Here is an 18,978-nt window from a genome sequence, read left to right as displayed (position 1 = left end):
TAAAAATTTCCGCCTAGAGTGGCGCAATCTTCTTCCTGCACGAGGTCACCATGAACGTCTCAACCCTGCGTCGCCATTTCCTTTTCGGCAGCCTGGCCCTGGTGCTCGGTGCCAGCCTCAGCGCGCCGAGCTTCGCCGCGGACCTGCTCGATGACATAAAGGCCCGTGGCGCCATCAAGGTCGGCCTGGAGGGCACTTACCCGCCCTTCAACTACCAGGACGCCAACGGCAAGCTGACCGGCTTCGAGGTGGAACTGGCCGAAGCGCTGGCCAAGGAAATGGGGGTCAAGGCCGAGTTCCAGCCGACCAAGTGGGACGGCATCCTCGCCGCGCTGGAATCCAAGCGCCTGGACGTGGTGATCAACCAGGTGACCATCTCCGACGAGCGCAAGCAGAAATACGATTTCTCCACCCCTTACACCGTCTCCGGCATCCAGGCGCTGACCCGCAAGGCCGATGGCGACAGCATCAAGAGCGCGCAGGATCTGGCCGGCAAGAAAGTCGGCGTGGGCCTGGGCACCAACTACGAGCAGTGGTTGAAGGAAAACGTGCCGCAGGCCGACATCCGCACCTACGACGACGATCCGACCAAGTTCCAGGACCTCAATGTCGGCCGCATCGACGTAATCCTGGTGGATCGCCTGGCCGCCTTCGAGATGGTCGAGAAAACCGGTGGTCGCCTGGCCGTGGCCGGCGATGCCTTCTCTCGCCTGGAAGCCGGTATCGCCCTGCGCAAGGGCAACCCCGAACTGCTCGCCGCCATCGACGAGGCCCTGGCCAAGCTGAGCGCCGACGGCACCCTCAAGCAACTGTCCGAGAAATGGTTCAAGGCTGACGTCACCCGATGATCGAATCCGCCCTGCAGCTGGCTCTGGAGTCCGCGCCCTTTCTGCTCAAGGGCGCCTATTTCACGGTCATACTCAGCCTGGGCGGCATGTTCTTCGGCCTGCTGCTGGGCTTCGCCCTCGCTATCGGACGCCTGTACGGACCAGCGCCGCTGCGCTGGCTTACACGGTTGTACGTGTCCTTCTTCCGCGGCACACCACTGCTGGTGCAGCTGTTTCTGATCTACTACGGCCTGCCGCAACTGGGTATCCAGCTCGACCCGCTACCGGCCGCGCTGATCGGCTTCTCGCTGAACATGGCCGCCTACACCTCGGAGATTCTCCGCGCCGCGATCGCTTCCATCGACCGTGGCCAGTGGGAAGCCGCTGCCAGCATTGGCATGAGCAAGGCGCAGACGCTGTACCGGGCCATCCTGCCGCAGGCGGCGCGCACCGCCTTGCCGCCGTTGGGCAACAGTTTCATTTCGCTGGTCAAGGACACCGCTCTGGCCGCCACTATCCAGGTGCCGGAGCTGTTCCGTCAGGCGCAGTTGATCACCGCGCGCACCTTCGAGATCTTCACCATGTACCTGGCAGCCGCGCTGATCTACTGGGCGCTGGCCAGCATCCTTGCGCACTTCCAGGCGCGCCTGGAGGCCAGGGTCAACCGGCACGAGCAGGACGACTGATGATATCCGTGCGCAATTTGCGAAAAGCCTTCGGCACCAACGAGGTACTCAAGGGCATCGACCTGGACGTCGCCGCCGGCGAAGTCGTCGCTATCATCGGTCCCAGTGGCTCGGGCAAGACCACCCTGCTGCGCTGCCTCAACCTGCTGGAAGAGCCCAGCAGCGGGCAGATCACAGTGGGCGATATCCATATCGATGCGGATAAGCCGCTCAAGGGTCAGCAGAAACTGATCCGCCAACTGCGCCAGCAGGCCGGCTTCGTGTTTCAGAACTTCAACCTCTTCCCCCATCGCACGGCGCTGGAAAATGTCATCGAAGGCCCGGTGCAGGTGAAGAAGGAGCCGCGTGACGAGGCACTCGCTCATGCCGGCGCGCTGTTCGCCAAGGTGGGCCTCAGCGGCAAAGAGGACGCCTACCCCAAGCGTCTCTCCGGCGGCCAGCAGCAGCGCGTGGCCATCGCCCGCGCCCTGGCCATGCGCCCTCAAGTGATGCTCTTCGACGAACCCACCTCGGCTCTCGACCCTGAGCTGGTAGGCGAAGTGCTGACCACCATCCGTGATCTGGCCGAGGAAAAGCGCACCATGGTCATCGTTACCCACGAAATGGCCTTCGCCCGTGATGTGGCGGATCGGGCGATCTTCATCGACCAGGGGCACATCATCGAACAGGGTCCGGCCAAGGTCCTGCTCACCGCGCCGCAGCACGAACGCACGCGACAGTTTCTCAGCAAGTTTTTGCTCGGCCAGGCGCTGTAGCCAATCGCGAGCATGCAGGAGGCTTCAGCGCCGAGCGCCTGTCGCGGTTACCACTGCGGGGATGCAGGAGGTAGAGCGAAGCAGGATGCCCGAGCCGAAAACCCCTTCCCGGATAGCGCTTACGACCGCTAGGCGCATTGGGTGAGGCAGATGCAGAGCAGGTCGCTCTATGCCAGCTGCCCAGGCCATGGAGACGACAGGCGCGATCTCACTCGAACAACTGCACCAGACCGTCATCGAAACGCGACACCGCGACCAGCAAAGCCTGGATCGAGGCGACGACGATGTTCGCGTGGCTGCCAGCACCGAAGCGCGAGCCGGCCACACCCGGCCAGGCCACCTCGACCAGTGCCAGAGCATTGGCGGAGGCACCGCCGCCCAAGCTGCGCTCCTCGTAGCTGTCGACGCGGATGGGCAGACCGAGCGCAGAGACGGCGGCGTCGATAGAACCGTTACCGATGCCCTGCAACTGCCGTCGGCGGCCGTTGGGCAGCTCGATCTCCAGCATCACACCCTGGCCGGCATCGTCCTCGAACAGCTGGTGACCGAGATAGACCAGTTCGCCACCGGGGCGCGCGGGCGCCAGGTAGTGGCGCTGGAACATTGCCCAGAGCTCGGTGCTGGTCAGTTCGGTTTCGCTGCTGTCAGCCACTTTCTGCACGATGGCGCTGAACTCGACCTGCATCCGCCGCGGCATCGACACGCCGTGGTCGCGCTGCAGCAGGTAGGCGATGCCGCCTTTGCCCGACTGGCTGTTGACCCGCACGATACTGTCGTAGGTGCGACCCAGGTCTTGCGGGTCGATTGGCAGGTAAGGCACCTCCCAGAACCCCTCCGGGTCCTGCGCCGCGAACCCTTTGGCGATGGCATCTTGATGCGAGCCGGAAAAGGCGGTGAACACCAGATCGCCGACGTAGGGATGGCGCGGGTGGATCGGCAGCCCGGTGCACATCTCGGCTACCCGAGCCACGCCAGCAATATCGGAAAAATCCAGGCGCGGATCGACGCCCTGGGTATAGAGATTCAGTGCGAGGGTGACCAAGTCGAGGTTGCCGCTGCGCTCACCATTGCCGAACAGGCAGCCCTCCACCCGCTGGGCGCCGGCCAGCAGCGCCTGCTCGGCACAGGCCACACCGGTGCCGCGGTCGTTGTGCGGATGAACCGAGAGCACCACATGCTCACGGCGCTCCAGGCGCTCGTGCATCCATTCGATCTGGTCGGCAAAGACATTGGGCGTCGCCACTTCCACCGTGGTCGGCAGGTTGATGATGATCGGCCGGCCGGGGCCGGCGTCCCAGGTGCGAATGGCGGCGTTGCACATGCGCAGCGACACCTCCAGCTCGGCCATGCAGAAGGTCTCCGGGGAGTACTGCAGCACCCACTCCGTCTGCGGGTGCGCCGCCACTTTTTCCTTGAGCAATTGCACGTGGCGCACCACCAGCTGCTCCACTTCGTCCACCGACAGGCCGAACACCACCCGCCGCCACACCGGTGCGATGGCGTTGTACAGGTGCACGATCACCCGCCGTGCGCCGGCCACGGCTCGTAAGGTCTCCTCGATCAGGTCCTCTCGCAGCTGGGTCATGACCATCGGCGTGACGTCACCGGGAATACCACCCTCATCGATGAGTTGGCGGATGATCTCGAAGTCGGTGCGCGAGGCGGCCGGGAAACCGACCTCGATTTCCTTGAAACCGAGGCGCACCAACTCGCCGAACAGGCGCAACTTGCGCTCTCGGTTCATTGGCTCGAACAGCGCCTGGTTACCATCACGCAGGTCGGTGGACAGCCACACCGGGGCCTGGGTGATCTGACGCGAAGGCCAGCGGCGATTGGGCAGGTCGATGGAAGGGAAAGCACGGTACTTGGTTTGCGGATTGCGCAGCATGGGGCGAACCTCGAACGGGAGAGCGGACAATGCCGATCTCCCCTGCCCGCTCTGGCGGGCTGTTCAAGGCCGGGATCTGGGGGAGATCGCAAGTCGGCGCCACACATGCGGCGACAGACCCCGGCCGAAGCTCAGGACGAGTAGCGGTAGCAAGGGCAGCAGAAGGTTCATGGCGCAGTTCCGGTCAGACAGGTGCCCAGCATGGGCAGCCAGAAAACTGGCCACGCACGACAAATGGTCCGTCGTTGTCGCCAAATGGTCACTACCGCAGCTAAGCTGGCCAACCGCACATCTGGATACGCCCATGGTCGACCACAGCCACCTGCCTTATGAATCTCTGGCAATGCCGGTCACCGGCGTCTCGGTCGATTACCCCAGCGGTCATCAGGTGCCCGCCCACAGCCACCCGCGCGCGCAATTGATCTACGCCATTTCCGGAGTGCTGGTGGTGGAGACACCGGCCGGCCGCTGGGTCATACCGCCCACCCGTGGCGTGTGGGTGCAGGCAGGCGTCGAACACGCGCTGCGCATACGCGGCGCGGCACGCATGCGCAGTCTGTTCGTCAACCCCGACGCCATCGAGGGGCTGCCCGCGGACAACTGCGTGATCGATGTATCGCCACTGCTACGCGAACTCATCCTGGCGGCCACCGAGGTGCCGGCGCAGTACAGTGCGGAAAGCCGGGACGGCCGCCTGATGCGTTTTCTCCTGGACGAACTGCGTAGCCTGCCGGTGCTGCCCTTCCACCTGCCCTGGCCGGATGACGAACGCATCGCCCGGGTCTGCCAGGCCTTGGCGCAAAACCCGGCGCGGACCGACGGCGCCGAGCATTGGGCAGATAGCCTGGCCATGAGTCCGAAAACCTTTCACCGACGTTTTCTCAGCAGCACCGGCATCACCTTCGGCCGCTGGCGCCAACAGGCTCGCCTGCTGCTCTCGCTGGAAGCCCTGGCCGAAGGCCAGCCAGTGCTACAAGTTGCCCTGCAGCATGGCTACGAAAGCCAGAGCGCCTTCGCCGCAGCGTTCCGAAGGCAGTTCGGCATTGCGCCTTCAAGCTTTTATAAATGAGCTGGGCGATTGTACGGCCGATAGCGATAAGCGTTAGAGGCTGTTTTCGGTCAAGAGCAGTCATTGGATATCTACAAATTTAGAGGGCGCTCGACGTAAGCGTTTTTGTTCGTACATCTGTAGACAACCGAAGCACCCTGCCTATGTCGCGCGCTAAAGCCCGCAGAGGCTCAGGTGCCTGCTGGCAGGCATCGGTAAGTGTCATAGGACCAGAGGCCAGCGAAAAGGCGGCCGTAACTCCATGAGGGTAGAGGTCGGTGAAACCCTCTCCCAACGTACCCGCCAGCACGATCACCGGCACTTGATGCTGGCGTGCCACGCGCGTCACGCCCAAAGTGGTTTTGCCTCGTAAGGTCTGGACGTCGCAACGTCCTTCCCCGGTAATCACCAAGTCCGCATCTTGTATATGCCGTGCGAGTTCAGCCAGCTCAGCGACGATTTCGATACCAGGGCGAAACTCTGCCTTGAGAAACGTACGGGTAGCGAACCCCATGCCACCGGCAGCACCACTGCCTGGGTAGTCACGATGATCGCTCTCGAACAAAGCTTGGCAACAGTCTGCAAAGTGATCCAGCGCGCGATCCAGCCTGGCGACCTCAGCACGAGTCGCTCCCTTTTGCTGGGCAAACGTGCACGACGCCCCATTGGGGCCACAGAGCGGGCTATCGACGTCGACCATCACCTCGAAACGCACGTCTGAAAGACGGGGATCCAGGCTACTCAGGTCGATTCGGTTCAATGCCGCCAAGACTTGCCCTCCCGGCGGTAGTGGCCACTGTTCTGAGTCCAGAAAGCGTGCACCGAGCGCCTCCAGCATGCCAGAACCTGCATCATTGGCCGCGCTGCCGCCTAGGGTGAGTACGATACGTCGGGCCCCAATATCCAGAGCCTCAAGGATCAGCTCGCCAGTGCCGCGACTGGTACTCAGACAGGCATTTCGCTGTGCAACAGGTACCAATTGCAGGCCACTGGCCTCGGCCATCTCAATGATGGCGGTATCCGATCCTGGGAGCCAAGCCCAGCTCGCGTCGACGATGTCGCCAAGGGGGCCAGTTACCAGGCTGCTACACCGTTCGCCTCTCACTACGGCCAGAATGGTGTCCAGTGTACCTTCGCCGCCATCGGCCATTGGGCACTTGATCAGTTCCGCTTCGGGGAAAACCTCCTTCAAGCCCGCCTCAATCGCATCGGCAACCTCGGTTGCACTGAGGCTGTCTTTGAACGAATCAGGTGCGATGACGATTTTCATGCGCTTCTCCAACCTCAGCGAGCCTCCGTGCTCGTCTGAGCCTCCTGGCGTTACTTGCTAGTACGAACGTTGCTGGTCGCCAATTACGAAGGGAAGAACGGAAAGAACAGCAGTAACAGAGGAATCGCAATCGCACCTGCCACCAGGATCAACGGCAAGCCGCACTTCATGTAATCGGCAAACTTATAACCTCCAGCCGACAGCACCATGAGGTTCGCTGGCATGCCGATTGGGGTGGCATAGGCACAGGAACCGCCGATCACGATCGCCATCAGCACAGCGCGCGGATCTGCACCCAAATTCGCCGCGATCGACATGCCAATCGGCACCAACAGCGCGGTGGTGGCGGTATTGGACATGAAATTGGTGAGCGCACAGGAGATGAAGAAGATCACAACCAGCAACAGTACCGGAGACGGCTCTGCACCGAGCAGCGCCATGATTGTAGACGCGACTGTCGCACCGGCCCCGGTCTGCTCCAGCGCGCTGGCAAGAGCCAGGGTGCCGCCGAAGATGAAAATAGTTTGCGTGTCGATGGATTGGTAAGCCTGCTTCTCGGTCAGCACACCGACCAGCACCAAAAACGCTGCACCAACGCAGGCGGTGATATGCAGCGGTACACCTATAACACTCTCAAATACCATACCGAGAATGGTCGCGATCATTACCATCAACGAGGTGATTTGCTTCCATTTCGGCACTGAACTGAAATCATGAGTCGCCTCGCTTACATCGGTTACGGTTTTCGAGGAACCGGCCGGCAACAGGCGATGGCCGAAGAAGGCGAAGTAGATAATGCCGCCTGCCAACAGCGGTAGACCAACCTTGGCGTATTCGAAGAAACTGAATTCCAAACCGACGTTCTGCAAGGCGCTCTGCGCAATCAGGTTTCCTGGTGCACCTATAAGGGAGAGATTGCCACCCATCGCTGCCGCGAATACCAGGGGCATCAGCAACCGCGAGCGAGAGAACCCGGATTTCGCGGCAATGCCGATGACCACCGGAATCAGAATGGCTGCGGTGCCGGTATTGGATAGCACACCAGAGAGCAAACCGACGATGACCATGATCGCTACGATCAGTTGCCGCTCGGTCTTGGCGAAACGTGTCACCAAGCCTCCAATGCGGTTCGCCATGCCCGTCTCGAACAAGGCGCCGCCGACGATGAACATGCCGACGAAAAGGATCACGTTGGTGTTGATGAAGCCGTTGAATGCGGTCTTCGGATCGAGCACACCAGTCAATACCAGTGCGAGGCAGACGATGACGGCTGTCAATGCCAGAGGAATTCGCTCCCAGACGAACATTACGGTCGCGAATAGCAGTAGAAGCAGAGTTATTTCGATGGGGCTCATTCGGTTTCCCTCCTCTTGCGAGGAGGCTCCTTATGCTTATTTTTGTAATGGATGCCTGCTGGGGCATCTAAGCGCCATGCAAGGCAGTGAATCAGCAGTAACGGCTGCGGTGCCGGCCGTGGGTCGGCACTCGGCACACGCTATCTAGCGCGCGATAACCTCAAGCACCGCGTCAGTAACCTGTCGAGTCGTGGCCGTGCCACCCAGATCGGGTGTATGCAGGCCGCTGGCAGTGACAACTTCGATGGAGCGCATTAGATGCTCGCCGGCTTTTCTCTCGCCGAGATGTTCAAGCATCATCGCCGCGGTCCAGAAGGTCGCGATGGGGTTGGCTATGCCCTTTCCGGTGATATCGAAGGCTGAGCCGTGAATTGGCTCGAACATAGATGGGAAGCTGCGATCGGGATTCAGGTTGGCTGTCGGTGCGATTCCCAGACTGCCTGACAGAGCCGCAGCCAGATCCGAAAGAATGTCGGCATGCAGGTTGGTAGCGACGATGACATCGAGTTTTTCGGGTTTGAGCACCATGGTGGTGGTCACCGCGTCGACCAATTCGCGGTTGGTTTGCACATCCGGATAGTCCCTGGCCACTTCGGCGAACACTTCGTCCCATAGCACCATGCCATGGCGTTGGGCATTGGATTTGGTCACCAGGGTCAGATGCTTAGCAGGCCGGCTGCGCGCCAGCTCGAAGGCGAAGCGGTGGATACGTTCTACACCTACGCGAGTGAAGGTGGAAACCTCGGTGGCGACTTCGATGGGTAGACCCTGGTGCACTCGGCCGCCGCTGCCCGAATACTCGCCTTCGGAGTTTTCGCGCACGATCACCCAGTCGATGGCCTGACCATTGCTTAGCGGGCTTTTTACCCCCGGTAGCACGCGGGCCGGGCGCACATTAGCGTATTGATCGAAGCCTTGGCAGATCGGCAGGCGCAGGCCCCAGAGGGAGATGTGGTCGGCGACTTTCAAACTACCGACGGCGCCGAAGAAAATTGCATCAGCCTTTTTAATCTCGGCCAGTCCACCGTCCGGGATGTAATGGCCGTGCTTGAGGTAATACTCCGAGTCCCAGGGGTAATGGGTGACATCGAAACTGAAGCCACCCAAGCGTCTGGCCAGCCCCTCAAGAATCTCCAAGCCGGCGGCAATCACTTCGGTGCCAATGCCATCGCCGGGAATGGCTGCGATGTTGTAAGTCTTCATGCTGCGCTCCACTTATTGTTATTAACGAGGATGACCGCGTTGCTGCGACAGGCCGAGTATAAGCAGTGAACCAAAACAGATTGATCGCCTTAAAATCACATCTTTATTGAACTAAAGTTATTAATTGAGAAGCCAAGGCGAAGCACTATTGCCGTTGCAAGCGACGGCCCGTACGCCATGCCGGAGGGGAGTGCTCTTGCCAACGGCGAGCCGATAGGAGGCTCGCTGAAGCGGCGTGGAGGACGTGACTAGACGGGGACTCGAGACGGACGGCAGATGGGAGTCGCCGCGCCTGTAGAACAGCCCGAGTACAAGAACGGTCCGAGCGATAAGAAAGGTGGCCCAGGGGATGATCGGGCGCTGGGAGCTCCACGCGCGCGATGCGGAGCAGACTTATTCGCTGAGGTTCAGGTATTGCTTCGCCCAAGTAATGTAATCATCAGGGTGGGTGTAGCGGGTCACCAGTTGTGACGCGGTAAGGCCATTGCCCACGGAAATGCCGCGCTGTTCGCGCAGACTGTCGTAGGTCGCCTTGATCGCTGCGAAGTACGCGGCGTGGCCGTTAACCACGATGCGCACCCCAAGTTCGGCTAGGCGTCTGTCATCGCTCAGCTCAGGGTTGCCGTAGGTGACCAGCATCAGCGGCATCTGCAGGCCCTCAGAGATTGCTTCGAGCTGATCGAAATCCATCACGCCCACCAGACAGATGGCGTCAGCCCCGGCGTCCCGGTAGGCGCGGGTGCGCTGGATGATCTCGGTCAGTGGCTGCACACCAGCATGGGTACGAGCGATGATCGCCATAGCATTGTCGTAGCGCGCTGCCTGAGCGGCGAGCAGCTTGCCGATACCCTCCTCAATGCTGATCAGGTCGTAGGATTTGCGGCCGAACTGTGACGGCAGCAGGGTGTCCTCAAGCGTCAGCGCTGCGACGCCGGCGCGCTCCAGCTCGGCCACAGTACGCATCGCATTGAGGGCATTGCCGTAACCATGATCGGCATCGGCGATCACCGGTAGGCGAGATACTCGGCCAATACGCGTGGCCTGCTCGGCGAATTCGCTGAGCGTGATCAGGGCGATGTCCGGAGCACCGAGCACCTGCAGGGAAGCGACCGAGCCGCCAAGAATACCGACCTCGAAACCAAGGTCAGCGGCGATACGAGCCGATAAAGGGTCGAACACCGAAGCGGTGTGATGACTGGTAGATGAAGCAAGCAGCGCGCGGAATACGTTGCGCAACTCGTGATGAGAGGATTTATCCATGGTCGTGTATCCCAGGTTTGGTGCTGGGCAACTGTCCCCAGGATCTGTGCCCAAGGTGGGGCAGCCGAAACGACTGGTCGCCGGCAATGCCGTAAAAATAGTGGAGGATGGACGCCACCGCTCCGGCGTCCGGCGGCACCCACGGCCTCCCTGCCGTGGCGCCTAGCCGGTTTATTTGATGAAGCGAACCTGGCTGTTGATCTTCTCGACAATGGAACTCTTACGCTCGTTGAAGCGCACCTTGTTCTGCTCGAACAGGTTGTTGCCCTTGGTATCAATGGAGATGATCAGCGGGCCGAACTCGCGCACGCGGTTTACCCACAGAGTTTCTGGCATTCCCAAGTCCTGCCATTCGGCGCGCTCAATCTCTTCCACTTTGGTGGCCGCGAGCACCGCACAGCCGCCGGGGAACACCGCGTGCACCGCCTTGTTCTCCAGGCAGCCAGCGGTGGTTTCCGGGCCCATTCCGCCCTTGCCAATGATCAGCTTGACTCCGGTCTGCTCGATGAATTCCTTCTCGAACTTTTCCATACGCATGCTGGTGGTTGGGCCGATGGAGACCATTTCAAAGCTGCCATCGTCTTTTTTACGCACGATCGGTCCTGCGTGGAAGATCGCTCCGCCGTGCAGGTCGACCGGCAGTTCGCGTTTGAGTTCGATCAGCCGGCGGTGCGCCACGTCACGGCAAGTCACCAATTGGCCTGTCAGATAGACAATGTCGCCGACATTGAGGGAGGCCAGGTCTTCATCCTTAATCGGGGTAGAGAGAATCTTTTTCACAGTACTACTCCTTCATGGGAGAGGATGTCGTAGGACAGATCGGCATTGATACGAATCTTGCCGCGACGATGTGCCCAGCAGCCGGTGGAGACAGCAACGCCAATGGTCGACGGGTGGCGCGCCGAGGACTCGATATTCACACCCATAACACTGCTGTTACCGCTCAGGCCCTGAGGACCAATGCCGATTTCGTTGAGTCCCTCCTCAAGGAGTTGCTCCATCATTGCTGCATTTGCGTTCGGGTGGCTGGAATCCACCGGACGCAGAATCGCCCGCTTTGACAAGCGTGCTGCAGTCTCTACCGAAGTAGAAACGCCGACACCAACCAGCAGCGGCGGACAGGCGTTGATACCGCGAGAGGTGATTACGTCGAAGACGAACTCGGTCACCCCCTCATAGCCTTGGCCTGGCATCAGTACTTTTGCCGAGCCCGGCAATGTGCAGCCACCACCGGCCATGTACACATCAATTAGTGCGTAGTCGGCGTCAGGGATGATCTCCCAGTCCAGCCACGGAATCTTCGAGCCCGTATTAGTGCCGGTGTTTTTCTCGTCGAAGGTTTCCACCGCGTTGTGGCGCAGCGGCCCCTTCTTCGTCGCCTCCAGCGTGGCGTTCTGCAGGATGTCCTCCAGTTCACCGAGCAGCGGGAAGCGGGCCCCGGCGGAAATGAAGTACTGGATCACTCCGGTGTCCTGACAGCTTGGACGGTCTAGCTTGTCTGCGTAGTCCTGGTTTTCGGCCATGGAGTCGTAGATCTCGATGGCCAACGAATTGGTTTCTGCGGCACGCAGTTTGGCAGTCTTTTCCTTGACGTCCGTTGGCAGGCGCTTGCCAATATAGGCAGTAAACTTTGCCATCACGTCAGTGAGCGATTGAACGGCTGATTCGTTATCCATTGTTATTCTCCTCATTGCATCGAAAGGCTGGTGGGCTTGCCTGCCTGCGAAAGCAGGCAACGCAGATGAACAATCGTCGTTCACTAGGCGCAGCCACCGACGCTACTGGCGTGTGTTGGCGGCAACGGGAGCTGACGGAAGCGAGCCCCGCAATAGACCGGCCGAAGAAGCCCAACACATGGCGCTTTGCCAGCAATCATCTGCCCGTCTCTGCTCCGAATGTTTCTTGTGAGTCGGACTTGGGTAGCACTAGTGGAACTTCGCTGCACGGCAACAGCGTTCCGGGTTCGCAACGGCCCGGGGATTCCAGCTAACGCGCAGAAGTAAAGTTAATGGTTTTCTGAAAAGCCTGTAATACAATGAAAATAACTTCATTGTTTCTTGCAGGTTAACTATGAATCCGGTATCCGAATTGGCCTTCTTCAGCCAGCTGATCAGACTGGGAAGCCTGGCGGCGACTGCGCGCGAGCTCAACTTGACACCGCCCGCGGTTTCCAAACGGCTGGCACAATTGGAGCAGCGCCTAGGGGTGCGGCTGCTCAATCGCACCACACGCAGCATCAGCCTTACTGCTGAGGGCGAGCTTTATCTGAATAGTGCCCAGCGCATCCTTGGCGAAATTGAGGAAATGGAGCGCCAAGTATCTAGCAGTCGAGCAAAGCCAAAGGGGTTGCTACGCGTCAACGCCCCCCTGGGATTTGGCCGCACGCATGTCTGCCCTGCAATTTCTTCCTTCGTCCGGCTCTATCCGGAGGTCGAGGTACAACTGCACCTGACAGACCGGCCGATCAACCTGCCGGACGATGCCATCGACGTTGCCATCCGCTTCGGGGACTTGCCCGACTCCCGTTTGATTGCCCGCAAGATTGCTGCGAACCGACGCAGACTGTGCGCAGCCCCCTCCTATCTGGAGGCCTTCGGCAATCCCGAAAGCCCCAAGGACCTGATGCAGCACAACTGCATTGTGCTGCGTCAGAACGATGCTGCCTTCGGTATCTGGAGGCTGAGCCGCGGCAAACAGAGTGAGTCGGTAAAGGTACGCGGCAACCTAAGCACCAATGACGGAGAAGTCGCACTGAACTGGGCCTTAGAGGGGCACGGCATCCTTATGCGCGCCGAGTGGAACCTCGCCAGCCACCTAAGCAGCGGCCGGCTGGTGGAAGTACTCAGCGACTACGAAACTCCTCCCGCAGATATCTATGCCGTCTACCTCGAACGCCTCAATCTATCTGCTAAGGTGTCTTTCTTCATCGAGCACTTGCGGGAGTTCTTCAGTCACAAAAGCGATGGATTCTTTCCGTTAGCTTAGGAACTTCTTTTTGTGGGGTGCGGCTCAGTGCTTCTGGATCAAATGACCACTTCTGGCCGAAAACTGCCCCACCAAAGCTGCTTCCCGCCACTGGCAAGCGACACTGCAGCACGTGCCCCTGCAATCACTCTCTACTACCATCAACTGCTTTGACGCTGGCAGAAAGATCATGACCCGCTACAAGGACATCGTTGCAACAGGCAAGCAGTTCAGCGCTTTCATAAGCGAAGGGCTGGAGAGCGAAAAAGCATCGGCCACAAGCTTAGCGCAGAAGGCGCGCAGGCCAGGCACTTTTGCAGCATCGACGCTGGAAAGGCTCGGCCAGCTCGAGGGTAAGTATCATCTGCTGGTCGCGGCGGAGATCTGGTGCCCGGACTGCCATATCAACCTGGCGGTGATGGATTTCATGTGCCAAGCACAGCCGAATATCGAGCTGTCGATCGTCTCCAAGGGGCGTGCCGAGAATGATCTGCGGGATGCGCTGGGGCTAGAGCGCATTCCGGTGCCAGTGGTTGCCATACTGGACGAGGCCTTCGACCTGATCGGAACATTCGTCGAGCGCCCCAGAGCCGTGGTGAACGACAGCACAGGCCAGGCAATGTCGCGTTACAGGGCCGGCGACCATATGGACGATACGCTCCAGGAGCTGCTCGATGTAATGGAGCAACACGAGCGCAAGCGTGCCGGGCAGAACCGTTGAAGACTCGCTGGTAACCAACTGGGCTCTAACCAGATTGAAGGCGGCAACCAAATTCGCACTCGTCCGCCTCTGCTCCCCTTACAGCTTGCCAGCTCCGGCGAACGCTGAACCGTCGTTTTACCGAAGCGCCGCAAGCTGCTAGCAAAACGACAGCAAAGCCGCGTTATCATGCCCGCGCCTGCGTTCGGCATGACGACAAGGAGCAGTAGATGAACGATTCGCGCCAGGCGGTATTCGCCAGGGAATGCGACCTGATCATGAAAGGCGGCATCACCAGCGGCATCGTCTATCCGCTGGCCATTACCGAGATCGCCAAGGCATTTCGTCTGCGCAGCATCGGTGGCACCAGTGCCGGGGCCATCGCCGCCGCGGCAGCTGCCGCCGCCGAACTTGGCCGCCAGCGTTTCCAGAGTGGGCAGTTGAGCAGCGACCCGGCCGGCTTCGCCGAAATCGAACGTTTGCCCGAACATCTCTGCACACCCGCGGCCGACGGCCATGGCACCAAGCTGCTGGCCTTGTTCAAACCCATTCCGGCGCTGCGAACGCTGTTCGACACCTTCATCGCCACGCTCGAAGCCAAGGGCAAGGGGCCCCGGGCGCGCGTGCTGGCACCACTCAAGGTAATGCTGACGCGGCACAAGCTCGCCGCACTGATTGGCGCACTCGTCGCGGGCGGGCCCTTATGGAGCAGCGCCATCACCAGCGGCAATTTATTGGCCTGGTTCTGGGTGCTGTTGTTCGCCGCGCTTGGCGGCGTGTTCGCGGTTGCCTGCCGCCTGCTGCTGCCCGCGCTGCGCGAGCTGCCGCAAAATGGTTTCGGCATATGCACCGGCCTGCCTGACGCCGATGACGAGGCGCCGGAGGAAGCCCTGACCAACTGGCTGACCCACTATTTTGATCGGCTCAGCGGGCAGCAGGCGTTTTGCGCGCAGCACGCTGGGGCGATTGAATGCGAGCGGCCACTGACCTTCGGCGACCTGCGCGCGCACGGCATCGATCTGCAGGTCATGACCACCTGCCTGAGCATGGCGCGCCCTTTCCGTCTGCCCTTTCGCGATGACGATCAGGTACGTGAGAACAACCAGTTCCATTTCCGCGAGGAGGAATTCGCCCGCCTGTTCCCGCGCCGCGTAGTGGCCTGGATGAACGCGCGCCAACGCCCCGGCAACGATGAACGCAACGACGGCTATCTGCGTATGCCCCTGCCGGACGATCTGCCGGTGATCGTCGCGGTGCGCATGAGCCTGAGTTTCCCGCTGCTGCTCAGCGCCGTGCCTCTGCATGCCGTGGACTACCGCAAGCGCGAGAAGAAACTCGAGCGCTGCTGGTTCACCGATGGCGGTATCAGCTCCAACTTCCCCATTCACTTCTTCGACGCCGCCCTGCCCCGGCGCCCGACCTTCGGCCTGGATCTCGGCCCGACCGACGGCTCGGACGAACAGCGCGTGCGCTTCCCGCGCAACAATGGCGATGCGCGGCTCGCCTATTGGCGGCGCTTCCCGCAGAGCGGCCTGCCGGCGCTGCGCGGCTTTCTGGCTCAGCTCAGCAACGTGGCCAAGGACTGGAACCACGAGACCCTGTCGCTGATGCCGGGCTTTCGCGACCGTATCGGCCTGATTCAGCTGACCCGTGAGGAAGGCGGCCTCAACCTGACCATGCCTGCCGAACGCATCGAGCGCCTGACCGGTTACGGCCGCGAAGCCGGCCAGCAATTCGTGCTGCGCTTCGGCAATCCGGCGTGCTGGCAGCCCGGCGCAAAAGCCTCCTCGATGAACTGGGAAAATCACCAGATCATCCGCTTGCGCCTGCAACTGGCCAGCGTCGCCGAACAGTTGCAGAGCCTGGAACGTGCCTGCCGTGAGCTGCACGGCACCGAGCACGACTACCAACGCTTTTTCACACCCGAAGCCAGGCGTTTCAGCTACCCCTTCAAGGGCCTCAACGACCTGGAAAAAGACCCCGATACCGGTCTGTATCGCACACAGGCTGGGCTGGCCAAGGCCATGCTCGAGCAGTTGCGGACGATCGCCCAGATGATCGAGCAGCACCCCGACAGCCACCCGGCCAAGGACGCGCCTAAGCCCACCCCCGAACTGAAACTGCGGCCACGCATCTAGGGTTTGGCCGCTTGACCATCAGCTTCCCGGATTGCCGTAGGCTTCCTCGAAGAAGTAATCCATCCAGGACGCTGCCTTGTTCTTCAGCACGCCCAGCTCATGCAACTTCTCGGCGTAGATGAAGGTGCGCTGCGGCGACACGGTGAAGTCGTTTTCCGGGTCCTCGATGATTTTCTTCACGAACTCCAGCGGCAGCTTGGAGTTCTCCACGCGGATATAGGTCTCGGCCGCAGCGGCCTTGTCAGCCTTGATGATCTGCGAGGCTTCCATCAAAGCATCGTAGAAGGCCTTGTAGGTTTTCGGATTGTCGTCGTGGAATTTCTCGGTGGCGTACAGCACGTTGAAGGTAGCCTGGCCGCCGAGGATGTCGTAGCTGCTGATCAGCTTGTGCACCTTGGGATTTTCCAGCGCCTGGTACTGGAACGGCGGACTGGAAAAATGCGCGGTGATTTCCGAGCCGCCTTTGGTCAGTGCCGCGGTGGCATCCGGGTGCGGCAGGCTGACGGAAATCTTGTCGAAACGCTGGAAGTCGGCATTGCCGTAACGCTTGGCGGTCTCGATCTGCAGAGTGCGCGACTGGAAGCCGACGCCGGCGGCCGGTACCGCGATGCGGTCCATCTCACCGAGATCGTCGAGGGTCTTCACTTCATCGCGATTACTCAGCAGGTAATTGGGCAGCGAGCCCAGCGAGGCCACGGCCTTGATGTTCTGCCGGCCGTGGGTGCGGTCCCACACGGTGAGCATCGGCGGCACGCCAGCCGAAACCACGTCGATGGCACCGGCCAGCAGCGCCTCGTTCATCGCGGTGGCGCCGGAAATGGTGCGCCACTCGACATCGATCTTGTCCAGGCCCTGGGCCTTGGCGTGCTTCTCGATCAGTTGCTGGTCCTTGACCACGTGCAGCACCAGGTAACCGATGCCGAACTGCTGGGCGATGCTGATCTTGCCTTCGGCCTGGGCGGCCAGTGGAATCGCCAGGGCGCCGAGCAAACCCAGTGCAGTGGCCAGGCGGCCAAGTTTGAACGTGTTGGTCATCGTAATTTCTCGTTGTAGTGAATCGGTAGCCCGGGTCGAGCGCAGCGACACCCGGGAAATCAACCTGGGTATCGCTATGCTCAACGCCAGGCTACGGATCGTTAACGCTGCATCCCCCAGCGCTTGACGGTCACCCGCTCGATGCTGGCGAATATCAGGTTCTCCACCAGCAGGCCGATCAGGATCACCGCCACCAGCCCGGCGAACACCTTGTCGGTGTACAGCTCGTTACGGTTCTGGAAGATGTACCAGCCCAGGCCGCCCTTGCCGCTGGAGGCGCCGAACACCAGTTCGGCGGCGATCAGCGTGCGCCAGGCAAAGGCCCAGCCGATCTTCAGCCCCGAGAGGATCGATGGCAGCGCCGCCGGGATCAGGATGAACAGCACGAAGCGCAGGCCCTTGAGGCCGTAGTTGCGCCCAGCCATGCGCTGGGTCTCGGAAACGCCGAGAAAGCCGGCATAGGTATTCAGCGCCAGGGCCCAGAGCACCGAGTGCACCAGCACGAAGATCAGGCTGTTCTCGCCCAGCCCGAACCACAGCAGCGACAGTGGCAGCAGTGCGATGGCCGGCAGCGGGTTGAACATCGAGGTCAGCGTCGACAGCAGGTCGCGGCCGAGCTGGGTCGAGACCGCAAGGCTGGTCAGCAGAAAGGCCAGAACGATGCCGATCAGGTAACCCTTGACCAGCACCGACAGCGAGATCGCCACCTTTTCCAGCAGCTCGCCGCTGCCGATGCCTTCGATGAAGGCCCTGGCCGTCTGCAGGAAGCTGGGCAGCAGCAGGTCGTTGGCCTGGTAGCGGGCCGCCGCCTCCCAGACCAGCGCCAGGGCCAGCAAGATCAGCGATTTGCGCAACCAGCCCTGTTGCCACAGGCGCTGGCCGAGGGACAGCTGGCGTTCCAGCTTGAGGCCGGGCAGCGGCTGCAGGGGGATCTCGTATTCCTCACGCCGTGCGGGGGAAAGACTCATGATGAACGCTCCTCAGTAGGCGATGCGGATATCCTGGAAACCCAGTTCGGCGGCCGTGCCGTTGTCGACTTCTTCGTCGAACAGCAGGCGGTGAATCCGCTGCGCGGTCTGCTGGAAGCCCACACCACCAAGGCTGTGCAGGTCGAACTGATGGCTGTTGATTTCCGCCCGCACCCGGCCGGGGTGTGGCGACAGCAGCAGGATGCGGTTGCCGACGATCAGCGCCTCCTCGATGGAGTGGGTGACGAACAACAGGGTGAAACGCACCTCCTCCCACAGCGCCAGCAACTCTTCCTGCATCTTGCGTCGGGTCAGGGCGTCGAGGGCGGCGAAGGGCTCGTCCATCAGCAGGATCTTCGGCTGCATGGCCAGGGCACGGGCGATCGCCACCCTCGCCTTCATGCCGCCGGACAGGGTGTGCGGATAGGCATCGGCGAAGGCGGCCAGGCCGACCTTCCCCAGGTAATGCAGGGCGCGCTCCTCGGCCTCCTTACGGCCCAGGGTGCGTGAGGCCAGCAGCGGGAACATGACGTTCTGCTTGACCGTCTTCCATGGCGGCAACTGGTCGAACTCCTGGAACACCACGATCCGATCCGGGCCCGGCTCGTGAACCTGGGCACCGTCGAGGCGGATGCTGCCGGCGACCGGTTCGATGAACCCGGCCACCGCCTTGAGCAGCGTGGACTTGCCGCAACCAGAGGGGCCGAGCAGCACGAAACGATCGGCACGGTCCACCTCGAAACTGACATCGTGGGTGGCGCGCACCACGCGCTGCGGGGTGCGGTATTCGAGGCTGACCTTCTCCACCTGCAACAGGGTGTCGAAGGCGCCTGCAACGGGGTTGCTGGCCGTGTGGCCTTGCAGAGGGGCATTCATGGTTT

The 18,978-nt window shown here is 61.2% G+C and carries 17 protein-coding genes; 7 read left to right on the top strand and 10 right to left on the bottom strand.

Annotated elements, in window-relative coordinates; translation table 11 throughout:
* Positions 1-50 precede the first annotated feature (50 nt).
* Genes tcyJ through tcyN form a run of 3 tightly spaced genes read left to right on the top strand, consistent with a single transcriptional unit; the run spans position 51 to position 2,268 of the window.
* Complete coding sequence (gene tcyJ / locus B2U07_RS09325; RefSeq protein WP_197859106.1) at positions 51-848, top strand: cystine ABC transporter substrate-binding protein; 798 nt, start codon at positions 51-53, stop codon at positions 846-848.
* Entirely contained in the window at positions 845-1,513 is a 669-nt protein-coding gene (gene tcyL, locus B2U07_RS09320) for a cystine ABC transporter permease (RefSeq protein WP_275545273.1), read from the top strand. The genes tcyJ and tcyL overlap by 4 nt, the downstream gene beginning before the upstream one ends.
* Positions 1,513-2,268 (top strand): L-cystine ABC transporter ATP-binding protein TcyN, encoded by a 756-nt coding sequence (gene tcyN / locus B2U07_RS09315; protein ID WP_275545274.1) that lies wholly within the window; start codon positions 1,513-1,515, stop codon positions 2,266-2,268. The genes tcyL and tcyN overlap by 1 nt, the downstream gene beginning before the upstream one ends.
* A 208-nt stretch (positions 2,269-2,476) precedes the next feature.
* Here tcyN and B2U07_RS09310 read toward each other — a convergent pair whose 3' ends face one another.
* The gene (locus B2U07_RS09310) at positions 2,477-4,156 is read right to left on the bottom strand and encodes a 2-isopropylmalate synthase (RefSeq protein ID WP_275545349.1); all 1,680 of its coding nucleotides are present in this window, start codon (positions 4,154-4,156) and stop codon (positions 2,477-2,479) included.
* A gap of 304 nt (positions 4,157-4,460) precedes the next feature.
* Here B2U07_RS09310 and B2U07_RS09305 point away from each other — a divergent pair, with 304 nt between their 5' ends.
* Positions 4,461-5,225, top strand: a complete 765-nt coding sequence (locus B2U07_RS09305) for an AraC family transcriptional regulator (RefSeq protein WP_275545275.1) — start codon at positions 4,461-4,463, stop codon at positions 5,223-5,225.
* Between the two features lie 79 nt (positions 5,226-5,304).
* Here B2U07_RS09305 and B2U07_RS09300 read toward each other — a convergent pair whose 3' ends face one another.
* The 6 genes from B2U07_RS09300 to ttdA all read right to left on the bottom strand — a co-directional run bounded on the left by B2U07_RS09300 (position 5,305) and on the right by ttdA (position 11,968).
* Positions 5,305-6,474 (bottom strand): glycerate kinase, encoded by a 1,170-nt coding sequence (locus B2U07_RS09300; protein ID WP_296276872.1) that lies wholly within the window; start codon positions 6,472-6,474, stop codon positions 5,305-5,307.
* Positions 6,475-6,557: 83 nt separating this feature from the next.
* A complete protein-coding gene (locus B2U07_RS09295) occupies positions 6,558-7,829 on the bottom strand; it encodes an SLC13 family permease (protein ID WP_275545277.1) in 1,272 nt (423 codons plus the stop codon).
* A 144-nt stretch (positions 7,830-7,973) separates the two neighbouring features.
* Positions 7,974-9,032, bottom strand: a complete 1,059-nt coding sequence (locus tag B2U07_RS09290) for a tartrate dehydrogenase (protein ID WP_275545278.1) — start codon at positions 9,030-9,032, stop codon at positions 7,974-7,976.
* 393 nt (positions 9,033-9,425) lie between these two features.
* Entirely contained in the window at positions 9,426-10,292 is an 867-nt protein-coding gene (locus tag B2U07_RS09285; protein ID WP_275545279.1) for an isocitrate lyase/PEP mutase family protein, read from the bottom strand.
* Positions 10,293-10,463: 171 nt separating this feature from the next.
* The gene (gene ttdB / locus B2U07_RS09280; protein WP_275545280.1) at positions 10,464-11,072 is read right to left on the bottom strand and encodes a L(+)-tartrate dehydratase subunit beta; all 609 of its coding nucleotides are present in this window, start codon (positions 11,070-11,072) and stop codon (positions 10,464-10,466) included.
* Positions 11,069-11,968: a L(+)-tartrate dehydratase subunit alpha gene (gene ttdA / locus B2U07_RS09275; RefSeq protein WP_090337724.1), complete on the bottom strand. Its 900-nt coding sequence runs from the start codon at positions 11,966-11,968 to the stop codon at positions 11,069-11,071. Before ttdA ends, ttdB begins: the two co-directional genes overlap by 4 nt.
* 394 nt (positions 11,969-12,362) lie before the next feature.
* Here ttdA and B2U07_RS09270 point away from each other — a divergent pair, with 394 nt between their 5' ends.
* The 3 genes from B2U07_RS09270 (at position 12,363) to B2U07_RS09260 (ending at position 16,094) form a co-directional block, all read left to right on the top strand.
* Positions 12,363-13,277 carry a LysR family transcriptional regulator gene (locus tag B2U07_RS09270; protein WP_275545281.1) on the top strand — a complete coding sequence of 305 codons (915 nt, stop codon included), beginning with the start codon at positions 12,363-12,365 and terminating at the stop codon, positions 13,275-13,277.
* Positions 13,278-13,446: 169 nt separating this feature from the next.
* Positions 13,447-13,977, top strand: coding sequence for a thioredoxin family protein (locus B2U07_RS09265; protein WP_275545282.1), 531 nt, complete (start codon positions 13,447-13,449; stop codon positions 13,975-13,977).
* Positions 13,978-14,186: 209 nt separating this feature from the next.
* Positions 14,187-16,094: a patatin-like phospholipase family protein gene (locus B2U07_RS09260; RefSeq protein ID WP_275545283.1), complete on the top strand. Its 1,908-nt coding sequence runs from the start codon at positions 14,187-14,189 to the stop codon at positions 16,092-16,094.
* 18 nt (positions 16,095-16,112) lie between these two features.
* On the opposite strand, the gene B2U07_RS09255 is transcribed toward B2U07_RS09260, so the two are convergent.
* The 3 genes from B2U07_RS09255 to B2U07_RS09245 all read right to left on the bottom strand — a co-directional run bounded on the left by B2U07_RS09255 (position 16,113) and on the right by B2U07_RS09245 (position 18,973).
* Positions 16,113-17,129 (bottom strand): ABC transporter substrate-binding protein, encoded by a 1,017-nt coding sequence (locus tag B2U07_RS09255; protein ID WP_275545284.1) that lies wholly within the window; start codon positions 17,127-17,129, stop codon positions 16,113-16,115.
* Between the two features lie 101 nt (positions 17,130-17,230).
* Positions 17,231-18,097, bottom strand: coding sequence for an ABC transporter permease (locus tag B2U07_RS09250; RefSeq protein ID WP_275545285.1), 867 nt, complete (start codon positions 18,095-18,097; stop codon positions 17,231-17,233).
* 12 nt (positions 18,098-18,109) lie between these two features.
* Positions 18,110-18,973 (bottom strand): ABC transporter ATP-binding protein, encoded by an 864-nt coding sequence (locus B2U07_RS09245; protein WP_275545286.1) that lies wholly within the window; start codon positions 18,971-18,973, stop codon positions 18,110-18,112.
* Positions 18,974-18,978 lie beyond the last annotated feature (5 nt).

Origin of the sequence: Pseudomonas sp. UBA7530, assembly GCF_002479365.1 — a bacterium.
Classification (GTDB): Bacteria; Pseudomonadota; Gammaproteobacteria; order Pseudomonadales; family Pseudomonadaceae; genus Aquipseudomonas.
The sequence above is the reverse complement of the archived record's forward strand: the minus strand, read 5'-3'. Positions and strand labels throughout refer to the sequence as shown.

What these genes read in the sequence shown, in the direction of transcription:
- tcyJ (WP_197859106.1), top strand. Translation starts at nt 51, where the DNA reads ATGAACGTCTCAACCCTGCGTCGCCATTTCCTTTTCGGCAGCCTGGCC.
- tcyL (WP_275545273.1), top strand. Translation starts at nt 845, where the DNA reads ATGATCGAATCCGCCCTGCAGCTGGCTCTGGAGTCCGCGCCCTTTCTG.
- tcyN (WP_275545274.1), top strand. Translation starts at nt 1,513, where the DNA reads ATGATATCCGTGCGCAATTTGCGAAAAGCCTTCGGCACCAACGAGGTA.
- B2U07_RS09310 (WP_275545349.1), bottom strand. Translation starts at nt 4,156, where the DNA reads ATGCTGCGCAATCCGCAAACCAAGTACCGTGCTTTCCCTTCCATCGAC.
- B2U07_RS09305 (WP_275545275.1), top strand. Translation starts at nt 4,461, where the DNA reads ATGGTCGACCACAGCCACCTGCCTTATGAATCTCTGGCAATGCCGGTC.
- B2U07_RS09300 (WP_296276872.1), bottom strand. Translation starts at nt 6,474, where the DNA reads ATGAAAATCGTCATCGCACCTGATTCGTTCAAAGACAGCCTCAGTGCA.
- B2U07_RS09295 (WP_275545277.1), bottom strand. Translation starts at nt 7,829, where the DNA reads ATGAGCCCCATCGAAATAACTCTGCTTCTACTGCTATTCGCGACCGTA.
- B2U07_RS09290 (WP_275545278.1), bottom strand. Translation starts at nt 9,032, where the DNA reads ATGAAGACTTACAACATCGCAGCCATTCCCGGCGATGGCATTGGCACC.
- B2U07_RS09285 (WP_275545279.1), bottom strand. Translation starts at nt 10,292, where the DNA reads ATGGATAAATCCTCTCATCACGAGTTGCGCAACGTATTCCGCGCGCTG.
- ttdA (WP_090337724.1), bottom strand. Translation starts at nt 11,968, where the DNA reads ATGGATAACGAATCAGCCGTTCAATCGCTCACTGACGTGATGGCAAAG.
- B2U07_RS09270 (WP_275545281.1), top strand. Translation starts at nt 12,363, where the DNA reads ATGAATCCGGTATCCGAATTGGCCTTCTTCAGCCAGCTGATCAGACTG.
- B2U07_RS09265 (WP_275545282.1), top strand. Translation starts at nt 13,447, where the DNA reads ATGACCCGCTACAAGGACATCGTTGCAACAGGCAAGCAGTTCAGCGCT.
- B2U07_RS09260 (WP_275545283.1), top strand. Translation starts at nt 14,187, where the DNA reads ATGAACGATTCGCGCCAGGCGGTATTCGCCAGGGAATGCGACCTGATC.
- B2U07_RS09255 (WP_275545284.1), bottom strand. Translation starts at nt 17,129, where the DNA reads ATGACCAACACGTTCAAACTTGGCCGCCTGGCCACTGCACTGGGTTTG.
- B2U07_RS09250 (WP_275545285.1), bottom strand. Translation starts at nt 18,097, where the DNA reads ATGAGTCTTTCCCCCGCACGGCGTGAGGAATACGAGATCCCCCTGCAG.
- B2U07_RS09245 (WP_275545286.1), bottom strand. Translation starts at nt 18,973, where the DNA reads ATGAATGCCCCTCTGCAAGGCCACACGGCCAGCAACCCCGTTGCAGGC.